Raw genomic sequence first — 17,532 nt, forward strand, 5'->3', positions numbered from 1 at the left:
TGGCTGATATATGGATAGACAGGGTGATGATCCTGGGTAGAAGTTGAATGCTGTTTTACGATTGAAAACAGATGGAGTTCCTATGAAGTAGGTGGTCATAATTATTTGTAGGATGTGTTAGCGGTAGCGTAACGCATCAATTCCTTGCCATATGGTGCTCACATTAGTTCTCAGAGCTTGCTAAAGTGAAATCGACTTCATCATAGAGATCAGCAAAAGAGATTTCAAAAGGGGCATTTTCCAACAACAACTGCTGATCGCTAGTGTCATATTCCCGAAAAGACCAGAGCTTCTCAGCTGTTTTCACATAGTGTTCGACCTGTTGTTTGTATTGGTTGATTAGTACATATTCTTGAAATGTGGCGATTGTTCGATAGGCATTGAATTTATCGCCATGGTCATAGTCTTGGATAGACCTGGATAACACTTCATCAGGATGCCAAATTATCGACGGCCTTATAATACTGGAGGAACTTACTTTATCACTCAGGGATAAAAACTCTGGTTAACGGCTGTAGATGGTGCGTTGCAACGCAGTCATGGAAAAAGTCAAGTAAAGGCGAAACAAACTTTTGTGAGTCCTACGAGACATCACAATTTACGATATGCTAACGCATAATCAGTGTTCTCAAACATAGACTCTTCATTCACGTATTAATGGGGTACCCGTGCAACAACCAGTCATTCGTAGTCATTGTCGTAACAATGCCACCTATTCCTTATTCGCTGTCATGAGGAGCTGCGCCGCCGACACCCTAACGTTGTCGTCATTAAAACGCGAACCTGCGTAAACTACGCGGTCACAGCCGAGAAAATAGTCGTCTAGTTCACCCGCAACGCTGATGATGAGTCAAAGAGAGTAGTCCTCCTCAGAGAACACTTCACTCTACCAACGTTCTCAGGCCACTGCCTCAACCTCCTCAATCTGGTATAAAACTTGATCGCGAAATGCGGCTCGTATGCGTCCAATTAATTTGCGAACCACTGCCACAATCACTCGTTTACTCCCTCGACGTCCCTTGAGCTGTTCGTAGTAGGCGCTTAACGAGCCATCCTCACGAATCGCTCGCCACGCTACCTCTATCAAAATACTACGCACTTGTCGATTGCCCTGTTTGGTGATACTCCCTCGTCGCGTATTCTCTCCACTGGAATACTCTGCAGGTGTCAGTCCAATGTAACTGAACAACTGACGCTCGTTGGCAAATTGAGATAAATCTCCTAATTCATTGGCCAGGATTCGAGCACTAATAAACCCAACTCCCGGTACTGAACGATATGTCTCCTCATAGGGGTCACTTGCCGCTTGTTCCTTTAATTGAGCTTCTAACTGCTTAATCTCCTCATCCAATGTCTTCCAGACCTGATGATGACTCATTACGGTACAACAAAACGCCTCACTATGACTCTCCTCCAACAAGTCTTTCACCAACTTATGGCTCATCCGACGACGGTCGTCCGCACTAATCAGACCAAACTGATGCGCTTTCATTCGAATACAGTTTTGGGTTTGGGTGCGCTGATAGACCAGTTGACTTCGCGTGCGACTGAGCAATCGAGCCGATTCTTGGGACTCCGTCGGAATTCGTATCCCTCTCAATCGACCTGCTTCTAGTTGTTCTGCTATCTTACGAGCATCTCGTTTATCTGTTTTTACCCGATTGTTGGCGGCTACTTCTATCGCAGCAGCGTGAACAACAATATTGGTTATTCCCTGGCTCATTAACTCTCGATGTAATCCAAATCCTGAAAATCCTGCTTCATAGGCACTATAAATCTCTGCTCCTGGAAAAAACTTATGAAGTTGTTGCCCCAATTTCTTAGGCTCGGCTACTGTGGTCCATCGCTTCTCCTCCCTTTGATTAACTCGAGTCACAACGGCATAGGTCCGTTTATGAACATCTATACCGACATAAACTGATTGACCGGTATATGATTGGAGTTGTGTGGTGGGGTTCATGCAAGTCGTCCTCGCTTGATGATTTTTGTGTAATTCAAGCTTACGGGTTGTTTAGCTCACCGCACTTCCTTTTTCATCATAGGGACACCCTACGGTTGAGGGAGCTGCTTATGATTGTTCAACATGATAGGCCGTAATGGCAATTGTTTCATCAGGGCTATAAATTGATTCAACACGCCGATACTTATCATGTCGCCACCATATTTTGATGCGTTTACCCTTAGCAGGTGCGCTGCCTAAGCGCTGATAACCAGCATCAGTGAGAAGTTTCTCAAATTGTTCGACTGGCAGTGTCTTTTTAGTGATTTGATCAATACCATCCAACTTATGTTTATCGAGGGTCATAGCTGTCCTGATAGGTGCTATAGATTCGATAACCTGGAAGGATTAGGGCTATACCAATACTGCTGTGAATTGTGCCTGAATAATTTTCTTCCGGTTGACTTCCGCCAATCCGCAGTTTGATAGGACCTACCCAGACATACAGTCCAGGGATTAAAGCATCTAGACTGTAAGCAATAGCTTTCAGCGCATTGGTTTGTGAATTAGGTACTTGTTGCTCGTCTTGAAGAGAGGTCATTTCAAGGTCCTACCAGTTATCACTTAAGTGTAGACGATTAGGCTATATCAACTATTCTCGATCCTTAAAAATTGAGGAGCACCGACAATTATCGCAGTGACCGCATTGCATGCCTTTTGCTTCTACTTCACAGCCAAACTGGACTAAAAGCTTTTGCCAACGGCACTTTCGACTAAAGAGATACTGCTTTATTTCTTTTACATTATCGAAAGTCTCACCAGACTTCTCTGCCTGCCCCACCTGTAACTGATAGTGAAACGGATCCTGCCAAATCAGTCGGCCCTGACTGTGCAATAACGCTAACGCCGTAGCCGCTTTCCCATCTCGCTTCAACACCTCATCAATATTGCCAGCCGCAGGCTGCGACTTCACCAACCGCTTCGCCTCCCGCTGCAGCTTCCGCTCACTCTCCGCAAAAAACTTCCAACGCTGCTTATCATCCGAATCTAGCCACCCCGTCGGCTCACTCACCAGCGTCAGTGCATCTGCCGGTTTTCCATCCCGTCCCCCACGCCCAATCTCCTGCACATATTCACTCAACGTACTCGGCGCGTGATAATGGCATACCCATCTCACCGTCGGATGATTGATCCCCATCCCAAACGCACTTGTACACACCACAAATTGACAACGCCCCTCTAACCACTCAGTCTCAATCCGCCGCCGTTCTGTACTTGCTAGCCCAGCATGATATGCCGCCACTGAAAATCCCTTAGGTTTTAACCAGTGCGTCAAGTCCTCTGCCGTCCGTCGTGTACGCACATAAATCAATCCCGCCTGCCCAGGATGTGACTTCACAAAGTTCAGCATCGCTCTTCTCCGACCACGCGGTGTCCATACCACGTTTACAGCTAGATGTAGATTATCCCGATAGGGACTTAGCTTCACCTCTTGAGGTTGTTGTAACCGCAACACATCGCAGATAGTTTTCTGAGCCACCGGATTAGCCGTCGCCGTAAACGCAGCAATCGGTAGTTGAGTGCCCGTAGGTTTGTGCTCTAGCAACGTTGGCCTCACAGCCCCCAAGCGTCGATAGGTAGGCCGAAACGTATCTCCCCACTGGACAAGACAATGAGCTTCATCCAAAATCAGACCGTTGATCATTACTTGAGGCTGACAAAGAGTGTCCCAAACTTTTCTACTCAGAAGAGTCTCCGGCGAGAGATATAAAAGCCTTAACTTGTTGTGCTGAATCTGTTGCAGAATCTTCTTTTTCTCATAAGAGGCCAGCGCACTGTGAATTCTCTCTGCTGCCAACTGTCGCTGCTTTAGTTCTTGTACCTGATCTTCCATGAGTGCCACTAGCGGAGAGATCACTAGCGTGAGTCCTTTTTGCAACAGAGCTGGTAACTGGAAACAGATGGATTTCCCCCCACCAGTCGGCATCACGATCAGAGCATCTTGTTTTGACAGCAATGTCCGAATCACATCGTCCTGCGGTGGGCGAAAGCTGTCGTAACCCCAGATTTGTTTAAAGCGAGCCTCTACCTGCTGCCATGGCATTGTGGAAATCATTATGCACCCTAAGATTTGCACCTAGGATTCCCTCTGCCAAAGGCCAGTACGTTAAGTCCCTATCTCATGCATTGCTGCCAAAATCTGTGCTGATACAAATGGCAGAATATCTTCGTTATTACTATGGTCAGGGCCCTCAGTAAACACAATCAGTAAATAAGGATGTGCCCCATCCGCCTCAATGTAAGCTGCATCATGGCGTACCTTGCTAGTCAGACCGGCCTTTGACCATACCTGGGTCTCCATCGGCACACCAGCTCCCAAAAAGCCCGTCACTTGATTTTCTGGATCAGCCGCTAATACTTTAGGCTCCAGGTCTCTGGTCATAAACCGCATCATAGTTTGGGAGCGAGCCGCATTTACAGCCACACCACCGACAATGCTATGGAGCAAACGGGCTGAAGCCTCAGTGGTTAGCATATTGCGGTTTTCATAGCCCTCTCCGAGATAGGCGCGCTCGCGACCATAGGGGCCATCGCACCAGGTTTTTTGGTTGGCATTTACAGTGGCCAGTTCCGGCCACTGCAGGCTTTGTAGATAGCGATTGACTATATTCCGCTGCTGCTTCCAGGTTTCAAAGGGGCCAGCGGGCAACTCAGGACCGCTAGTCGTCCCCGTGAGCACATCCATGACATAGCCAGTGGCATCATTGCTAGAGTCGACAATCATGTCTCGGATAGCCCGCTCTAGTTCTGGACTGGTCTGGGTCATACCCCGCTCTATCCATTCATAGATGGCGACCAGGTAAAAGAGCTTGATCACACTGGCTGGATAGATGCGTTCTACACCGCGATAGCTGGCTCCTTTTGGCTGCTGTTTCCAGAAATCATCGGTACTCAAAGCTCCCCCTGTATTAACGATGTAGGGCTGTTCATACGCTAGCCAGGTAACGGCAATCTGGTTTTGCGCCAGGGTGGGAAAGCGAGCCCAGGTGAGGTCAAGGACCTGGGTGAGCTTTTTCTGGAGGGCATCGTCGGTTTGGAAAAATTTAGCGGTCATAGGTGGGAGAAATATAGTGAGCGCACCCTGAACGAAGTCGCAGGGGACGCTGGTTAGGTCTTAGCTATTTCCGTTGGAAACGCTTTGCGTTAGGCTTGCCCATGCCCGGAGAGCTATACGACTTCGCTCAGCTACCGGGCAGTGTTGGAGTTGCGTTAGTTACTCAAATCCTAAGCTAGTGCCTTTGCCTGCATGGGTTAGAGCTAGCTGTTCATACTTTTTTGCATGTTCGAGCAGGTCGTCAATTTCTTCGGTGGAGAGGGGGCGAAAAATCTTGCCAGGGACACCGACGACTAGAGAGCCGGGGGGGACGTCTTTGTTGACGACGGCTCCCGCTCCGACCATACTGCCTGCTCCGACACGGACGCCATTGAGAATAATGGCACCGATGCCAATGAGACAACCGCGCTCAATGTGGGCGCTGTGGATGACGGCGCGGTGACCAATCGTGACGTAGTCTTCAAGCACCGTAGGCACATTAGGGTCACCATGGAGGATGGCACCATCTTGCACATTGCTATGGGCACCGATACGAATCACTTCTACATCACCACGGGCGACGGCACCGTACCAAATACTAGCTCCTTCATCGACTTGCACATTACCGATGACCGTCGCATTGGGGGCGATAAAGGCCGCTTGGGCAAGGTTTGGTGCAGGCCAAAAGCCTCCCGGTACAGTCAAAACAGGGGTAAGGTCTGACACAGTGTTACCTAAAAATCATTAAAGTACTGTAATTACTGGCTGGAGTGTTGGCATAGCTACATCTGTTTGATGCTGGCTAATAGGTAGCAAAATGGGCGTGAATATCCCTAAATCAGTAAATATCTTGACATTTTAGTGAGATTACTAGGGTTGACATCGGCAGGGGTAGAACTCTCTGGAATAATATACGTAGAGGTAAAAGTGCCCTAATTTTACCTCCCGTTATAATAAGGCGAGCGCAAGCCTAATTGGCCTCGTTGGCGCGGTGCTGTATTATGCTCCCGCAGCGATGGTTTTTCATGGGCTCAACATAGGGGTGGTTGAGACAGGCCGATGCAGTTTGAGCGTCAACGTTTTAATAAACCCGCATGATAAATTCTGCTTCTCAGTATCCGTTTTATGGGCCAGAGATAAAATGCCCCCACTGTCGGCAGACGATTCCGGCACTTACACTCACTGATAGCTATCTCTGTACACGTCATGGTGCGTTTGAGGTGAGTCTCGACACCCAGGATCTGGTGCATGTGCAGTCGGGGCGTCACTGGCGTCAGTGGGAGGGGGAATGGTACCGTCAGCACACCCATCCTGACGGCATTCGATTTGAGATCCATGAAGCGCTTGATCGTCTCTATACCGAGGGGTATCGGGCCACACGGGTAATTATTGCAGAGCGATATCGGCCCCTGGTGAAATCATATCTGGAGTATAGTGCGCCCTGGCGTGGTCAGGTGGATACAGGCACACCTAGACTTTACGGGTTACCGGTTGCATTTAGCCCTTCTTCCAAAGAGGTACCCCAGTGGGAAGTGATCAATTTTGATTTAGAAAAAGAGCCCGGTGTGCCTAATAACTATCGGTATTTGAAGTTCTTTGAGTAGATCGCAGGTTTAGCGATAGGACAACTATGCACCATGCGTCGATTCGAACGGCGGATATTCATCGGGCGATGGCTTTTTATGAGCTGTTAGGGTTTGAGGTGGTAGAGCGGTTTACGGCTGGGATTACTCTAGCTTGCTGGATGGAAGGGCTAGATGGCCGGATTGAGTTAATGCAGGTACCGGAGCCACAGCCCGCAGCGGATGCCTTTAGTGATGAACATTACACTGGGTACTATCATCTGTCGTTTGACCTGACGCAGATGGCTGACAGTTTACCAGTCTGGCTTGAGCAACTCCGGCAGAATGCGGTTTCGCAAAATATCGCTCTCAACATACTATTGGAACCTCGGCAACAGATGATTGGGTCTAGTGTGTATGAGGTGGCTTTTATTGCTGATGCTGATGGGTTACCGCTTGAGTTTCTGCGTCGCTTAAAATAATTAATGGGTTCTGGGATTCCGTTTGCAAATAATTGGGCGTATCTGGAGACAGAACTGAGCTGGCTGGAAAGGCTGTTGCTGGTGTCTGTATCTCAGCAACGCAAAAACCTAAAGTCGGTCACTCGGGTGGCCAAAACTTCGGCTGATCAGGCGACGAGTGATTGGTGGCAGGGCCTAATAGCGATTAAAAATCGTGCCTATGATGATGTTGCACCGAAGAAAACAAGCGAGGGGCCATCCCTGGGCTATCAAAAAACGTTAGATAAGCGAATCTTGTTAAGCCGAGCCAGTAAGGTTTCGCTGGGGCTACCTACGATGCAGATGGTCTTGGGTCTCAGCTTATTTGAAAAGAAACTGGTGCTGATGACCCTGGCTCCTGAGGTGCAGATGCGCTATGGCAAGCTATACCACTATTTACAGACGGGGACACACTGTGCAACAGGGTCTCTACCAACCTTAGATCTGGCGCTTCGGGTGCTGTGTCGCAATGAGGCTGAACGGCGACAGGCCCGCGTACGGTTGTCTGGACCAAAGTCATTATTAAAAAGGCAGATTTTACATCGTGCCGATAGTGCACCGACGTTATTGGGTAGTCAGTTGCAGCTGGCATCTGAATGGGTTGAGTACTTGCTAGCAGAAAATCCAGATCCTGTTTGGCCTATGCAGTTTTTGATGGCTGATCGGTTTTCGCATCGCTGCCGACAGCGAATGATGTGGTCACAATTGATATTGGCTAATGAACTCAAGCAGCAATTGCAAGGGGTGACGGCTCAGGCTCAGTCGCGATTGCTGTTGGTGGGGGAAAAAGGAGTCGGTAAAGAGCGGGTTGCGATCGCACTGTCCACCCATCTCCAACACCCCCTACACATTCTCGATCTAGATCAGGTATCACCCCAAGCCTGGTCCAACTGCCTGAGCGAACTTACCAAGGCTAACTATGCAATGGTTCTAGTCAAATCCGCCCACCACTGGCTAGGCCGAAATTCAACCGTAGAGCGAGCCCCTCTCCAGCACTGGCTAACCACTTCATCAGCCCATATCCTGTTCTCAGTGCGCCATCGTCACCTGGTACGCCACCATTGGCGACAGCAAGTAACAGTCTTGGATATACCCATGCCGGATGCGGACTTACGTTTGCAGCTTTGGCAACAATCCTTTCCCGAGAGCGTCAAGGGCATGGGGAAAGTGCGTTGGACAGCATTAGCTGAGAGCCTACCACTCTCCTATAATCAGATCCTCGAGATTGGCCAGATGACAAAAACTCTCGCCGGTGATGAGGCTATCACGATTGATCATCTGCAACAGGTTTTGACTCAGCAGGGGCAGGATTGGAAACTACGTTAGTAGATAAATTTTAGATAGTCAGGTTTGTTTCTGGGCTTGGAGAAAGCTATCTAGCTTTTCCTGAACCCATTCTTTTTCTGATAGTGATAGCGATATGCCAAACTGGTGGCTATATACACCTTCCCTCAGGGCAATGGTTTTCACTGGGAAATCGTTTCTCAAAAAGATGGTTTCTAAAACAACTCTTTCTAGATCATCAACGCTACCTTGCTGCACATTTTGCCAAAATAGCAGTCGTCGTTTGAGGGTAAAACAATTTTGTTCAATCTCCAAACTAATCTGTTCAAAAACTGTCCAGAGGGTTCTCCATGCAATACCAATACCAACAGCCCAGAATGGGATAAAAAAGACAACAGCGGCTGCCAACGGGAAAAAAGGCAAAACCGATAGACCAATAAACCAAGCGATACTATTCCATGCGATCGCTAAGGTGAGATGTCCCCTATTCGCAGCCTTTTGTAACCCTGTGGCCGGGATTTTGAGCAATAGGTGACGACGACTGTAGTGAAGTTGAATCTGGCTACCTGCAGGTTGTTGGGTGATCGCATGCACCGCTGTTCGCTGCGGCTGAGTCAATGCCAATAGCGCTGTACTAGCAGAATCAAATCGTTCTTCGACCAGAGGATCGACTAACCCTTCCAGCCATAGGGAGAATTCTTCGGTAACAGTGACGGCTGCACGAAAATCTAGCCGGAGTCGTTTTTGTGGCAAATCGGCTGGGTTTTGGTGAGTGAGTAGATTTAGCAAGGTGGCACCAAGGCCATAGAGGTCTGTGGTTGGATAGGCTTTGCCGCGAAACTGTTCGGGAGCCATATAGCCAAACGTACCAACGACGGTACTACCAAAGGCGATGGTATGGCGGTACACGGTCTGGACTGCACCAAAGTCTACTAGAAAAATCCGACTATCAGGTCCACGGATAATATTTTGGGGTTTGATATCCCGATGGATAATAGGTGGATTCAGGCGATGGAGATACTCCAGTATCTGCAAAATTTCCATGGCGATCCGCCGAGTTTCTGTTTCGGAAAACCGTTCGCCTGTAGCGACTAAGTCTGCCAAAGAATATCCTTGAGCTAGTTCTTGGACAATGTAAAAGTAGCGATTATTGTGGGTATCGACTTGAAAGTAATCAATATATTTGGGAATTGCTGGATGGTCTAAACTGGCTAATACCTGGGCCTCTCGTTCAAACAGGTCTAGCTTTTTCCAATCGCTCAAACCCTGTAGGGATAGCTCCTTGATTGCTACGTGGTGACCAGTAATCTGATCTTCTGCCTCATAGGTAATACTGCTACCACCCTGCCCAAGAACGGCAACAATTTGGTACCGATGGTTGATGACAGAATTTATCAGCTGAGCGTCGTGCATGCCCCTCTAAGTCCATTGGGTGGGAGCCATTTCTGGGGGCACCAGTTTTGGAAAGGGCTTGGGCTCAACAATGGTATCCTCGGGGGCAGTTTCTTCAAGCAGGTCCCAGATTACATGGAGCAGTTCGTCCAACCCCTGACGACTGACAGCAGAAATACCAAAGATGCGATCGCATCCACTACGTGCCATTAGTTCCTCTATGACAACCTCCAGTTCATCCTCAGGAACAGCGTCCACCTTATTCAGTGCTAATAATTGAGGTCGATCTGCCAAACCATGCCCATAGGCAATCAGCTCCTGCTGAATCGTATGGTAATGCTCAATGGGATCGAGAGTGGTAATGTCAATGACGTGCAGCAGCACCCGTGTTCGCTCAATGTGGCGTAAGAAATCATGTCCTAAACCTGCTCCGGCATGAGCCCCTTCGATCAGTCCTGGAATGTCAGCAAAGACTGCGCCATCCCCCGTAGGCTTTCTCACGACGCCAAGGTTTGGCACTAGTGTCGTGAATGGATAGTCTGCAACCTTAGGTTTAGCAGCAGATAGGGCAGAAATCAGGGTGGATTTACCCGCATTGGGTAGGCCAATAATGCCCACCTCTGCCAACAGCTTCAGCTCTAGACGAATCCGACCCTCTTCACCTTCTTCACCCGGCAAGCTAGTTTCCGGTGCCCGGTTGCGATTACTCAAAAAAGCAGCATTGCCCAAACCACCTTTCCCCCCTGCCGCCACGCACAGGGTTTGATCCTCGGTCACCAAATCCCCCAGTAACTCACCGGTTTCAGCATCATAGATCATGGTGCCACAGGGAACTTCTACCACCAAATCCTTCCCCGTTGCCCCAGTCATATTCTTTGGCCCCCCTCGCTCACCATGTTCGGCTTGAAAACGGTGGGCATAGCGAAAGTCCAACAGGGTTTGTAAATTGGTTACCGCTTTGAGAATGACGGACCCACCGTTCCCCCCCCTGCCTCCAGAGGGTCCCCCTGCAGGTACATACTTCTCTCGACGAAAGGCAACTAGACCATCTCCACCATTCCCCCCGTAGACGTCAACTTCTGCTTGGTCAATGAATTGCATAGGAGGGATGGGTAATTGATGGAATGGTTGGAGGAGGGATAAACCTAACGTATCCTGGCTATCTCCAATTGTATCTGGTTCACCAACTCTGCATTTTCTCGATGGTTAACAGTGATGGAGTTAAACAACTGGACCGTGAGGCCAGCATCTTGCACAATCTTTTGTGCATCATTGCAATAATCAATCAGCTCTCGACGGACTTGAGATCGTATCGTACGAGGTAATGTTTTTAAAGCGTCAGCACTGAGACATCGTAAGTCATAGCGGGTAACATCCTCGTTGGCGATGGTCATCAGATCACTGATCTCACCATAGGCGGCTCTGCGAATATCCTCCATCGCCACAATCGCAGCGGCGTAATTGCTAATTTCTTGGGCCGTAAAGGTTTGGGCATATCCGCTGTGCCAAAGTGTGGAGAGGGACCACCAGGCAAGGGTGCTACCGACAAGACCAAGACTGGCTCTAACGACCCAGCGACTGGGATGAGGGATTGCATTACTAGAGCGACGGGGGAGCATCATGGCAATACCTAGCAAGAACTGACCAATTCTAATGAGAAAATAGCGATATTGCATGCTAGAGCCTTAGACAGGCTTAAAGCAATGGGCCAACTCAATGACTTTGGTGTGTAATGTCACTGTCTCTGGCGCACCTCGTTTAAGGGAATAGTCCAGGGATAGCAATAACTGCAGGGCGTTTTGCAATTGAGGCAATGAAACGTTACGTATTTCCTTTTGCAAGAAATAAATACGTTTGGGATTACCGACATCGGCGGCTTGGGCAATGATGCGAGTGTCGCGTTCACCAGACTCGGTCATGAGTTTGACCCATAGCCAGGTACGAAATTGCCCCACTAGTGTAGCGACTATGCGGAGGGCTGGTTCATTGCGCTCCAGCAGGTCTGTCATCAGTGTTAGAGCGCGGTCGGTGTTGCCCTGACGTAGGGCAGCGGCTAGCTGGAGGCTGCTCTGGGTGCTGGTGGCGACCAGATCGGTGATGGCGTTAGGGGGCAGGGCTTGGTTCGGTTTTGTCCAGTAAGTTTTAAGTTTTTCGAGTTCGTTGTAGAGGCGTCGAGTGTCGGCCCCGATGACTTCGCCCAGAAGAGCCGCCGCCTGGGGGGTGAGCTGGAGACCGACATCTTTGGCGACTTGGTAGACCTGGTGCTCAATCTGGTCGGTCTTCCAGGGGGGGATAGTGTCAAATTCACGAATGTCAGCATGTTTTTTGAGGACCTTGGTGGACTTGAGGCGGCCATCAGGCTTATTGCTGCTGGTCAGAAGCAGGATCGAACTATCGGGAATATTGGGCAGGGTGCGTTCTAGCTCGGTTAGTAAATCGGCAGAGCAACGTTGGCAGAGGGGGGTATCCACTAGCCACACTACCCGTTTACCCATGCCAAAGGGTGGGGTCATGGCTTGGTTTAAGCCCTGGATGATGGCGTCTGATTGTTCGGGGGGAATTTTTTCGTAGTTGAAGCTGGCCCAATCAGGGTTGAGGTTGCGATCGCACAGCGCCCGCACCGCCTTTTTCATCCGAAACTCATCAGCACCCCAAAAAAAATAAACCGGCATTTACCTTCAAATGATCAATTCCCGCAGGTTGGGTTGAGCCTTACGCAACCCAACCCGCAACTTCATTCTTCAACCCAACCTAACCGCTTAATAATGCTTCAACAAACTCGTAGCTGGAAAATGGCCGTAGATCTTCAATCCCTTCCCCGGCACCAATAAACCGAATCGGTAGTCCCAGCTGCTGTACTACCGCAAGAGCCACCCCTCCCTTAGCTGTGCCATCTAGTTTCGTCAGCACCACCCCGCTGAGATTTGCCGCTTGGGAAAATACCTGGGCCTGACGGACACCATTCTGCCCCAGCGTCGAATCCAAGACCAATAAGGCCTCAACGTTAGCACCCGGTGCTTTCTTATCGATGATGCGCCGTACTTTTGATAGCTCATCCATCAAGTTTTTCTTATTTTGCAGACGGCCTGCAGTGTCCACAAGCAAGAGTTCTGTATTCCGAGCCTGGGCCGCTGCAATGGCATCAAATACAACCGAAGCAGGGTCTGTATTTTGGCCAGGGTTGGAAATGACTTCCACACCACTGCGAGCACCCCAAACTTTGACCTGTTCTACAGCAGCAGCTCGGAAAGTATCAGCAGCAGCAATCAAACAGGTATAGCCAGACTTTTTAGCAATATGGGTAAGTTTACCAATGGTAGTGGTTTTACCAGCGCCATTGACGCCCACCATGAGCCAAATATTAAGCCTTTCGCTTTCAGGCACAAAGAGTAGGTTATGGTCCCCATCAAGGGGGCTATCCAGCATCTGTCGCAAGATAGTCTTCAAATAGCGAATTGCGGCCTCCGGTGGCAAGGTGGCCTCTCGCATTTTTGCCTGTAAGGCTTCGATAATCTTGTCAGTGGCTTCTACACCTACATCTGCCTGTAGTAATAACGCCTCAATTTCATAGATAGCATCTTCGTTCAGTGGGCCTTGCCCGACAACGGCTTTGAGTTGATTAACCAGGCTTCGCCGAGTTTTACCTAGCCCCTGACGTAGTTGATTGAGCCAGGTAATTTCTTCGAGAGAAATATCATCGGGGCGTCGCCCTTGAGATGCTAAGACTTCCGCTGACCATATAAACGCCTCGTCCAAGTCAATATCTGGCATCACCAGTTCTGGTTCTGCCTCCTGCTCCATTTCAGGTTCCGGCTCAGGTTCTACAATGGCGGTTTCTTTGAGCTTAGCTAAGCGTGCCTCCCGTTCTGCTTCGGCTGCTTTTGCCCAAAATGGAGCGGCCACAGAGTCCTTCGATGTGTCTAGAGACGACTCATCGATTGAGGTCTGGGCAGCTTCAGTGATGGCACTATCGGCTGTAGGGCCTACGGTTTCTTCTGTTGCTATAACTTCAGGCGTTGTCGATTCTGCAATCTCAGCAACTGCTATTACCTCGTGCGCTGCAGCTTCTTCAGTAGGGCCGGATGATTCGGGTTCGGGTTCGGGTTCAGGTTCAGGTTCGGGTTCGGGTTCTGCAGTGGAAGTTTCCGTTTCTGTTTGCTGCTCTTGAATGTTTTGATAGGCAGCCTTAGCCCAGGCTAAATAATCTTCGGCACTAGCAGGAGCATCCGATTCTTCTGTGCTCCCGTCTTCCGAAGTAGACTCTGAAGATGTTTCATCTGCTTTGGTAGACTCATCATCAGAATCATCATAGCCACGGCGAAACCAGTTAAATGAAGACATAGCAGCGAAGCGAAGGAGATCGAGAAGAATGATCACTGCCCAACACAAAGGAAAAATGAGGGCAAGTGTGTCACAGATTAAATTTTAAGGCGTTGCTGAGTCTCATTAGAGCTACATTGGCAAAGTCTGGACTGATTGCAGTGCAGCAATGCATACTCATCCATCAGCAATGGGAATTTTACTGCTGAGAACAACCTTTAGAGGGTGTCATCAGGCAATGTATTTTTAGGGGTATTGTCCGTAGCTGGCTGAGCGATCTTGAGAGGAGTAGAGCGAGCATTCAGTTTCTTTTGGTCTAGTTGATCGGTGACACGACGCATAACGCCATTGATAAATCGATAGCCATCTTCATCACTGTATCGTTTGGCTATTTCTATAGCTTCGTCGATAGCAATGCGTTTATCGATAGCCAGGTACAAAATTTCGGTGACAGCAACCCTCAAAATATCGCGATCGACGCGGGCAAGACGTTTTAGATTCCACCCCACCATGGCACTGTCCAGTTGCTCATCGATGGCATCACGATGGTCAATCAGCTGGGTAATGATCCTTTGAGCATAGTCCTGCACGTCCTTTCGGCCTGCTAGCTGTACAAATTCCGGCAGTTCCGTTGCGGCTCCCAGACGATTAATTGCAGTTTGGACCTGCGCGATCGCTTCTTTGACAGTAGCTTGAGCGTCGCTAAGATTGCCAGAGCGAGTTTCGCTGTCGAGCAAATAACGATTACCACGCACAAGTTCTGCTGATGCCGCTTCTAAGGTTTCTTTGACCTCGGTGGTTAGAGTACGGATAGCCTCAGTCAGTAGTGTTTCAACAGATGGAACTGAGTTTTTTTTCTGGCGCTTGGGGTCGTCGGTCAGTTGGCTCATACCCAGGAGCGCCAATTCACGAGCAATGCGACGGGACTGCATAGTGATGGGAGTGGTGATCTAGCTCAGATATCTTATCAGCCAGTGTGAGGGCACTGCTTGAGGTTTGTCATGATTCAGACCTATCCTGGCTGATCAATATTGACGAGTTCAACCCTAGTTTCAGGAGACTCGGCCCTAGTTTCAGAAGACTCAGCATTGGGTGATGACGACGGCTGAGCAGTAGATAAGTCTGAGGATACTGCCTGAGTTTCCCCAGGTGGCAGTTGTGGCGGTTCTGAATCCTCTTTGGCCACCAAGGCTTCAGCCAAATTTGGACCCACAATCCCACCTGATAAAAGTACTTTGAATGCTTCTTCGATGGAGATAGTCAGATTGACAACGTCAGTCTCCGGTACGACTGCATACCAACCGCTGGTGGGATTAGGTGTGGTGGGGACAAACACACTCAACATCGATGAGTCAGGATTCATCGATGTGACTGAGCTAGTGACAAAAGCAATGGCCCAGATACCGCGACGGGGATATTCCACCAAAACAACGCGGCTAAACTGACTTTTGGTGTCTTGAAAGACAGTCTCCAGGAGTTGCTTGAGTGTCTTGTAGACGGATCCAGCCAGCGGAATAGATTGTAAAAGGCGCTCCCCAAAGTCCAATAGCCAGCGTCCAGCAATATTCCTAGCCATGAGGCCGATTAGCAAAATAGCTAAAAGGGGCACTGAAAAACCGACACCCAAATTAAAAAGCGCGACCAGGGCAGGATGCAAATCGACAAAAGGATTTAATTGCTTAGGAAAACTGGTCAGAGCACGAATAACCCAGCTGGCAACGGTAATGGTTAGCCAAATAGTTGTGGCGAGCGGAATAACCACCAGAAGACCTGCAATTAGGTCATTCTTTAAACCTTGCTGGAAGTTTTTAAGCACGGGCTGACGTCTCGATTACGGTCGTAGCAGTGGATGTCTGAATTAAATAGGCATTTGGATAGTGCTTGATTCAGAAAACTATTGTGCAGTGCTGTGTCACACATCACTATTTATATCCTAAATTATTTAGGACACATGACCGGGATCGGTCTAAGGGCGGTTTGGTTCGGTTGGCGTAGTTCTTGCTGGATATTGGGGGCTAAGCCTTAAATGTGAAGAACCTTACGGGCTAAGTTTAGGTAAATCAGCACTCCGAAAACATCCACAACAGTGGTGATAAAGGGGGCCGACATTAGAGCCGGATCAAATCCTAGCCCCTGGAAAAGAAGTGGCAACGCTGCTCCAGCACTAGAGGCCAAGATGGAAATGGCCACCAGGCTACAACCAACAGAAATTGCCACCCCAGGACTGATCTCAGGGGCTAGATAAGCCACACCAGTCACCACCATACCTAGCATTAAGCCCAAAAATGCCCCGGCAATTGCCTCTCGTCGAATCACCTGGAAGGCCTCTCGCAACTTGAGTTCGTCCGTATTTAATCCCCGAATAACGACTGTCGAGGATTGTGCACCCACATTCCCCCCGGTGCCAATCAGCAATGGGATAAAAGAGGCGAGCACAGCCACTTGCTGGATTAGGCTTTCTTGGCTTTTGATAACGGCGGCGGTAAAGGTATTGGCAACCAGTAGTACGGAAAGCCACACCACCCGCTTACGCGCCACGGTTAGCAAATTGGTCTGGAAGTAGTCATCGCCACCGGATTGAACACCTCCCAGGGCATAGATATCTTTGGTGGTTTCTTCTTCGAGAATATCGAGAACATCGTCTACAGTGATAATACCGACCAGCCGTTCCTCAGTATCAACTACAGGAACAGCTAAAAAGTCGTAACGCTGGATCAAACGGGCAACTTCCTCCTGATCAAGCCCCGTTTGTACGGAAACCACATCACGAGTCATCAGTTCTCCAATGGTCTGATCTGGCTGCCCGATCACCAAGATGCGTAGAGATAGGATGCCTGTAAGACGACGGGCGCTATCGGTGACGTAGAGGTAGTAAACAGTTTCACTAACGCTGGCCAATTTACGAATATGTTTGAGAGCCCGCTCCACCGTCCAATCCTCTTTGAGGGCGATGTACTCAGGGGTCATGGCTCGGCCAGCCGTGCCCGCTTCATACCCCAGCAGCAGGGCTGTGGCCTCGCGTTCTTGAGCGCTGAGCTGTTGCAGCAATTGGCGTACTACCTTGGCGGGAAGTTCATCAAAAAGACGAGCGCGGTCGTCGGGCGACATTTTATCGACAATGTCAATCACGTCTTGACGCTTAAAGTCTTCAACCAGGGATTGTTGAATGCTCGTGTCAAGATTTTCGTAAACCTCGATGGCTTCACTTTTAGATAAGAGCCGAAAGGCAATCGCCTGCATTGCCTCAGGCAGCCCCTCAATTGCTTCTGCAATGTCGGCAGGTTGGACCGGTACAAGCAGTACTTTGGCCCCCTGGTAATTATCTTGCTCTAGTAGTGCTTGAAGTTGAGATCGCACAAGTTCGCGCAGTTCCCTGCGCGAGAATGATGCAGCGCTAGTAGCCTGTTCAATGTCCGTCAAGGAATGTGTGCCCGATCCAGT

The 17,532-nt window shown here is 49.3% G+C and carries 18 protein-coding genes; 3 read left to right on the forward strand and 15 right to left on the reverse strand.

Annotation, left to right across the window (positions count from 1 at the left end; translation table 11 throughout):
- Positions 1-163: 163 nt before the first annotated feature.
- The 7 genes from IXB50_RS01800 to IXB50_RS01830 form a co-directional block, all read right to left on the reverse strand.
- Positions 164-427 (reverse strand): Uma2 family endonuclease, encoded by a 264-nt coding sequence (locus IXB50_RS01800; RefSeq protein WP_326520702.1) that lies wholly within the window; start codon positions 425-427, stop codon positions 164-166.
- A 471-nt stretch (positions 428-898) separates the two neighbouring features.
- Positions 899-1,960, reverse strand: a complete 1,062-nt coding sequence (locus IXB50_RS01805) for an IS110 family RNA-guided transposase (protein ID WP_215607228.1) — start codon at positions 1,958-1,960, stop codon at positions 899-901.
- Between the two features lie 108 nt (positions 1,961-2,068).
- Complete coding sequence (locus IXB50_RS01810; RefSeq protein ID WP_215607229.1) at positions 2,069-2,305, reverse strand: hypothetical protein; 237 nt, start codon at positions 2,303-2,305, stop codon at positions 2,069-2,071.
- Positions 2,292-2,540: a hypothetical protein gene (locus IXB50_RS01815; RefSeq protein WP_215607230.1), complete on the reverse strand. Its 249-nt coding sequence runs from the start codon at positions 2,538-2,540 to the stop codon at positions 2,292-2,294. Before IXB50_RS01815 ends, IXB50_RS01810 begins: the two co-directional genes overlap by 14 nt.
- Positions 2,541-2,591: 51 nt before the next feature.
- Positions 2,592-4,055: a RecQ family ATP-dependent DNA helicase gene (locus tag IXB50_RS01820; RefSeq protein ID WP_215607231.1), complete on the reverse strand. Its 1,464-nt coding sequence runs from the start codon at positions 4,053-4,055 to the stop codon at positions 2,592-2,594.
- Between the two features lie 51 nt (positions 4,056-4,106).
- A complete protein-coding gene (locus IXB50_RS01825) occupies positions 4,107-5,054 on the reverse strand; it encodes a serine hydrolase (RefSeq protein WP_215607232.1) in 948 nt (315 codons plus the stop codon).
- Between the two features lie 159 nt (positions 5,055-5,213).
- A complete protein-coding gene (locus IXB50_RS01830) occupies positions 5,214-5,759 on the reverse strand; it encodes a gamma carbonic anhydrase family protein (protein ID WP_215607233.1) in 546 nt (181 codons plus the stop codon).
- 368 nt (positions 5,760-6,127) lie between these two features.
- Here IXB50_RS01830 and IXB50_RS01835 point away from each other — a divergent pair, with 368 nt between their 5' ends.
- The 3 genes from IXB50_RS01835 to IXB50_RS01845 are packed head-to-tail and all read left to right on the forward strand — an operon-like array spanning position 6,128 to position 8,421.
- Positions 6,128-6,637, forward strand: coding sequence for a TIGR02652 family protein (locus IXB50_RS01835; protein WP_215607234.1), 510 nt, complete (start codon positions 6,128-6,130; stop codon positions 6,635-6,637).
- A 26-nt stretch (positions 6,638-6,663) separates the two neighbouring features.
- Complete coding sequence (locus tag IXB50_RS01840; protein ID WP_215607235.1) at positions 6,664-7,077, forward strand: VOC family protein; 414 nt, start codon at positions 6,664-6,666, stop codon at positions 7,075-7,077.
- A 3-nt stretch (positions 7,078-7,080) separates the two neighbouring features.
- Positions 7,081-8,421, forward strand: a complete 1,341-nt coding sequence (locus IXB50_RS01845; protein WP_407658780.1) for a hypothetical protein — start codon at positions 7,081-7,083, stop codon at positions 8,419-8,421.
- Positions 8,422-8,439: 18 nt separating this feature from the next.
- Here the strand turns inward: IXB50_RS01845 and IXB50_RS01850 are convergent, their stop codons facing one another.
- The 8 genes from IXB50_RS01850 to mgtE all read right to left on the reverse strand — a co-directional run bounded on the left by IXB50_RS01850 (position 8,440) and on the right by mgtE (position 17,511).
- On the reverse strand, positions 8,440-9,792 hold the full coding sequence (locus IXB50_RS01850; protein WP_215607237.1) for a serine/threonine protein kinase: 1,353 nt from the start codon (positions 9,790-9,792) through the stop codon (positions 8,440-8,442).
- A 6-nt stretch (positions 9,793-9,798) separates the two neighbouring features.
- Positions 9,799-10,872: a GTPase ObgE gene (gene obgE / locus IXB50_RS01855; protein WP_215607238.1), complete on the reverse strand. Its 1,074-nt coding sequence runs from the start codon at positions 10,870-10,872 to the stop codon at positions 9,799-9,801.
- A 44-nt stretch (positions 10,873-10,916) separates the two neighbouring features.
- Positions 10,917-11,393, reverse strand: coding sequence for a DUF4168 domain-containing protein (locus tag IXB50_RS01860; protein WP_215607239.1), 477 nt, complete (start codon positions 11,391-11,393; stop codon positions 10,917-10,919).
- Positions 11,394-11,456: 63 nt separating this feature from the next.
- Positions 11,457-12,443, reverse strand: coding sequence for a DNA polymerase III subunit delta (holA, locus tag IXB50_RS01865; RefSeq protein ID WP_215607240.1), 987 nt, complete (start codon positions 12,441-12,443; stop codon positions 11,457-11,459).
- 79 nt (positions 12,444-12,522) lie between these two features.
- Positions 12,523-14,112: a signal recognition particle-docking protein FtsY gene (ftsY, locus tag IXB50_RS01870; protein ID WP_215607241.1), complete on the reverse strand. Its 1,590-nt coding sequence runs from the start codon at positions 14,110-14,112 to the stop codon at positions 12,523-12,525.
- A 197-nt stretch (positions 14,113-14,309) separates the two neighbouring features.
- On the reverse strand, positions 14,310-15,023 hold the full coding sequence (nusB, locus tag IXB50_RS01875) for a transcription antitermination factor NusB (RefSeq protein ID WP_215607242.1): 714 nt from the start codon (positions 15,021-15,023) through the stop codon (positions 14,310-14,312).
- A gap of 80 nt (positions 15,024-15,103) precedes the next feature.
- The gene (locus IXB50_RS01880) at positions 15,104-15,907 is read right to left on the reverse strand and encodes a DUF502 domain-containing protein (RefSeq protein ID WP_215607243.1); all 804 of its coding nucleotides are present in this window, start codon (positions 15,905-15,907) and stop codon (positions 15,104-15,106) included.
- 206 nt (positions 15,908-16,113) lie between these two features.
- Positions 16,114-17,511 carry a magnesium transporter gene (gene mgtE / locus IXB50_RS01885; protein WP_215607244.1) on the reverse strand — a complete coding sequence of 466 codons (1,398 nt, stop codon included), beginning with the start codon at positions 17,509-17,511 and terminating at the stop codon, positions 16,114-16,116.
- Between the last annotated feature and the right edge of the window lie 21 nt (positions 17,512-17,532).

This window comes from Leptothoe spongobia TAU-MAC 1115 (genome assembly GCF_018739885.1).
Lineage (GTDB): Bacteria > Cyanobacteriota > Cyanobacteriia > Phormidesmidales > Phormidesmidaceae > Leptothoe > Leptothoe spongobia.

Coding starts and splice junctions, on each gene's coding strand:
- obgE (WP_215607238.1), bottom strand. CDS start 10,872: ATGCAATTCATTGACCAAGCAGAAGTTGACGTCTACGGGGGGAATGGT.
- nusB (WP_215607242.1), bottom strand. CDS start 15,023: ATGCAGTCCCGTCGCATTGCTCGTGAATTGGCGCTCCTGGGTATGAGC.
- IXB50_RS01805 (WP_215607228.1), bottom strand. CDS start 1,960: ATGAACCCCACCACACAACTCCAATCATATACCGGTCAATCAGTTTAT.
- holA (WP_215607240.1), bottom strand. CDS start 12,443: ATGCCGGTTTATTTTTTTTGGGGTGCTGATGAGTTTCGGATGAAAAAG.
- IXB50_RS01850 (WP_215607237.1), bottom strand. CDS start 9,792: ATGCACGACGCTCAGCTGATAAATTCTGTCATCAACCATCGGTACCAA.
- IXB50_RS01810 (WP_215607229.1), bottom strand. CDS start 2,305: ATGACCCTCGATAAACATAAGTTGGATGGTATTGATCAAATCACTAAA.
- IXB50_RS01835 (WP_215607234.1), top strand. CDS start 6,128: ATGATAAATTCTGCTTCTCAGTATCCGTTTTATGGGCCAGAGATAAAA.
- ftsY (WP_215607241.1), bottom strand. CDS start 14,112: ATGTCTTCATTTAACTGGTTTCGCCGTGGCTATGATGATTCTGATGAT.
- IXB50_RS01860 (WP_215607239.1), bottom strand. CDS start 11,393: ATGATGCTCCCCCGTCGCTCTAGTAATGCAATCCCTCATCCCAGTCGC.
- IXB50_RS01825 (WP_215607232.1), bottom strand. CDS start 5,054: ATGACCGCTAAATTTTTCCAAACCGACGATGCCCTCCAGAAAAAGCTC.
- IXB50_RS01845 (WP_407658780.1), top strand. CDS start 7,081: ATGGGTTCTGGGATTCCGTTTGCAAATAATTGGGCGTATCTGGAGACA.
- IXB50_RS01820 (WP_215607231.1), bottom strand. CDS start 4,055: ATGATTTCCACAATGCCATGGCAGCAGGTAGAGGCTCGCTTTAAACAA.
- IXB50_RS01840 (WP_215607235.1), top strand. CDS start 6,664: ATGCACCATGCGTCGATTCGAACGGCGGATATTCATCGGGCGATGGCT.
- IXB50_RS01815 (WP_215607230.1), bottom strand. CDS start 2,540: ATGACCTCTCTTCAAGACGAGCAACAAGTACCTAATTCACAAACCAAT.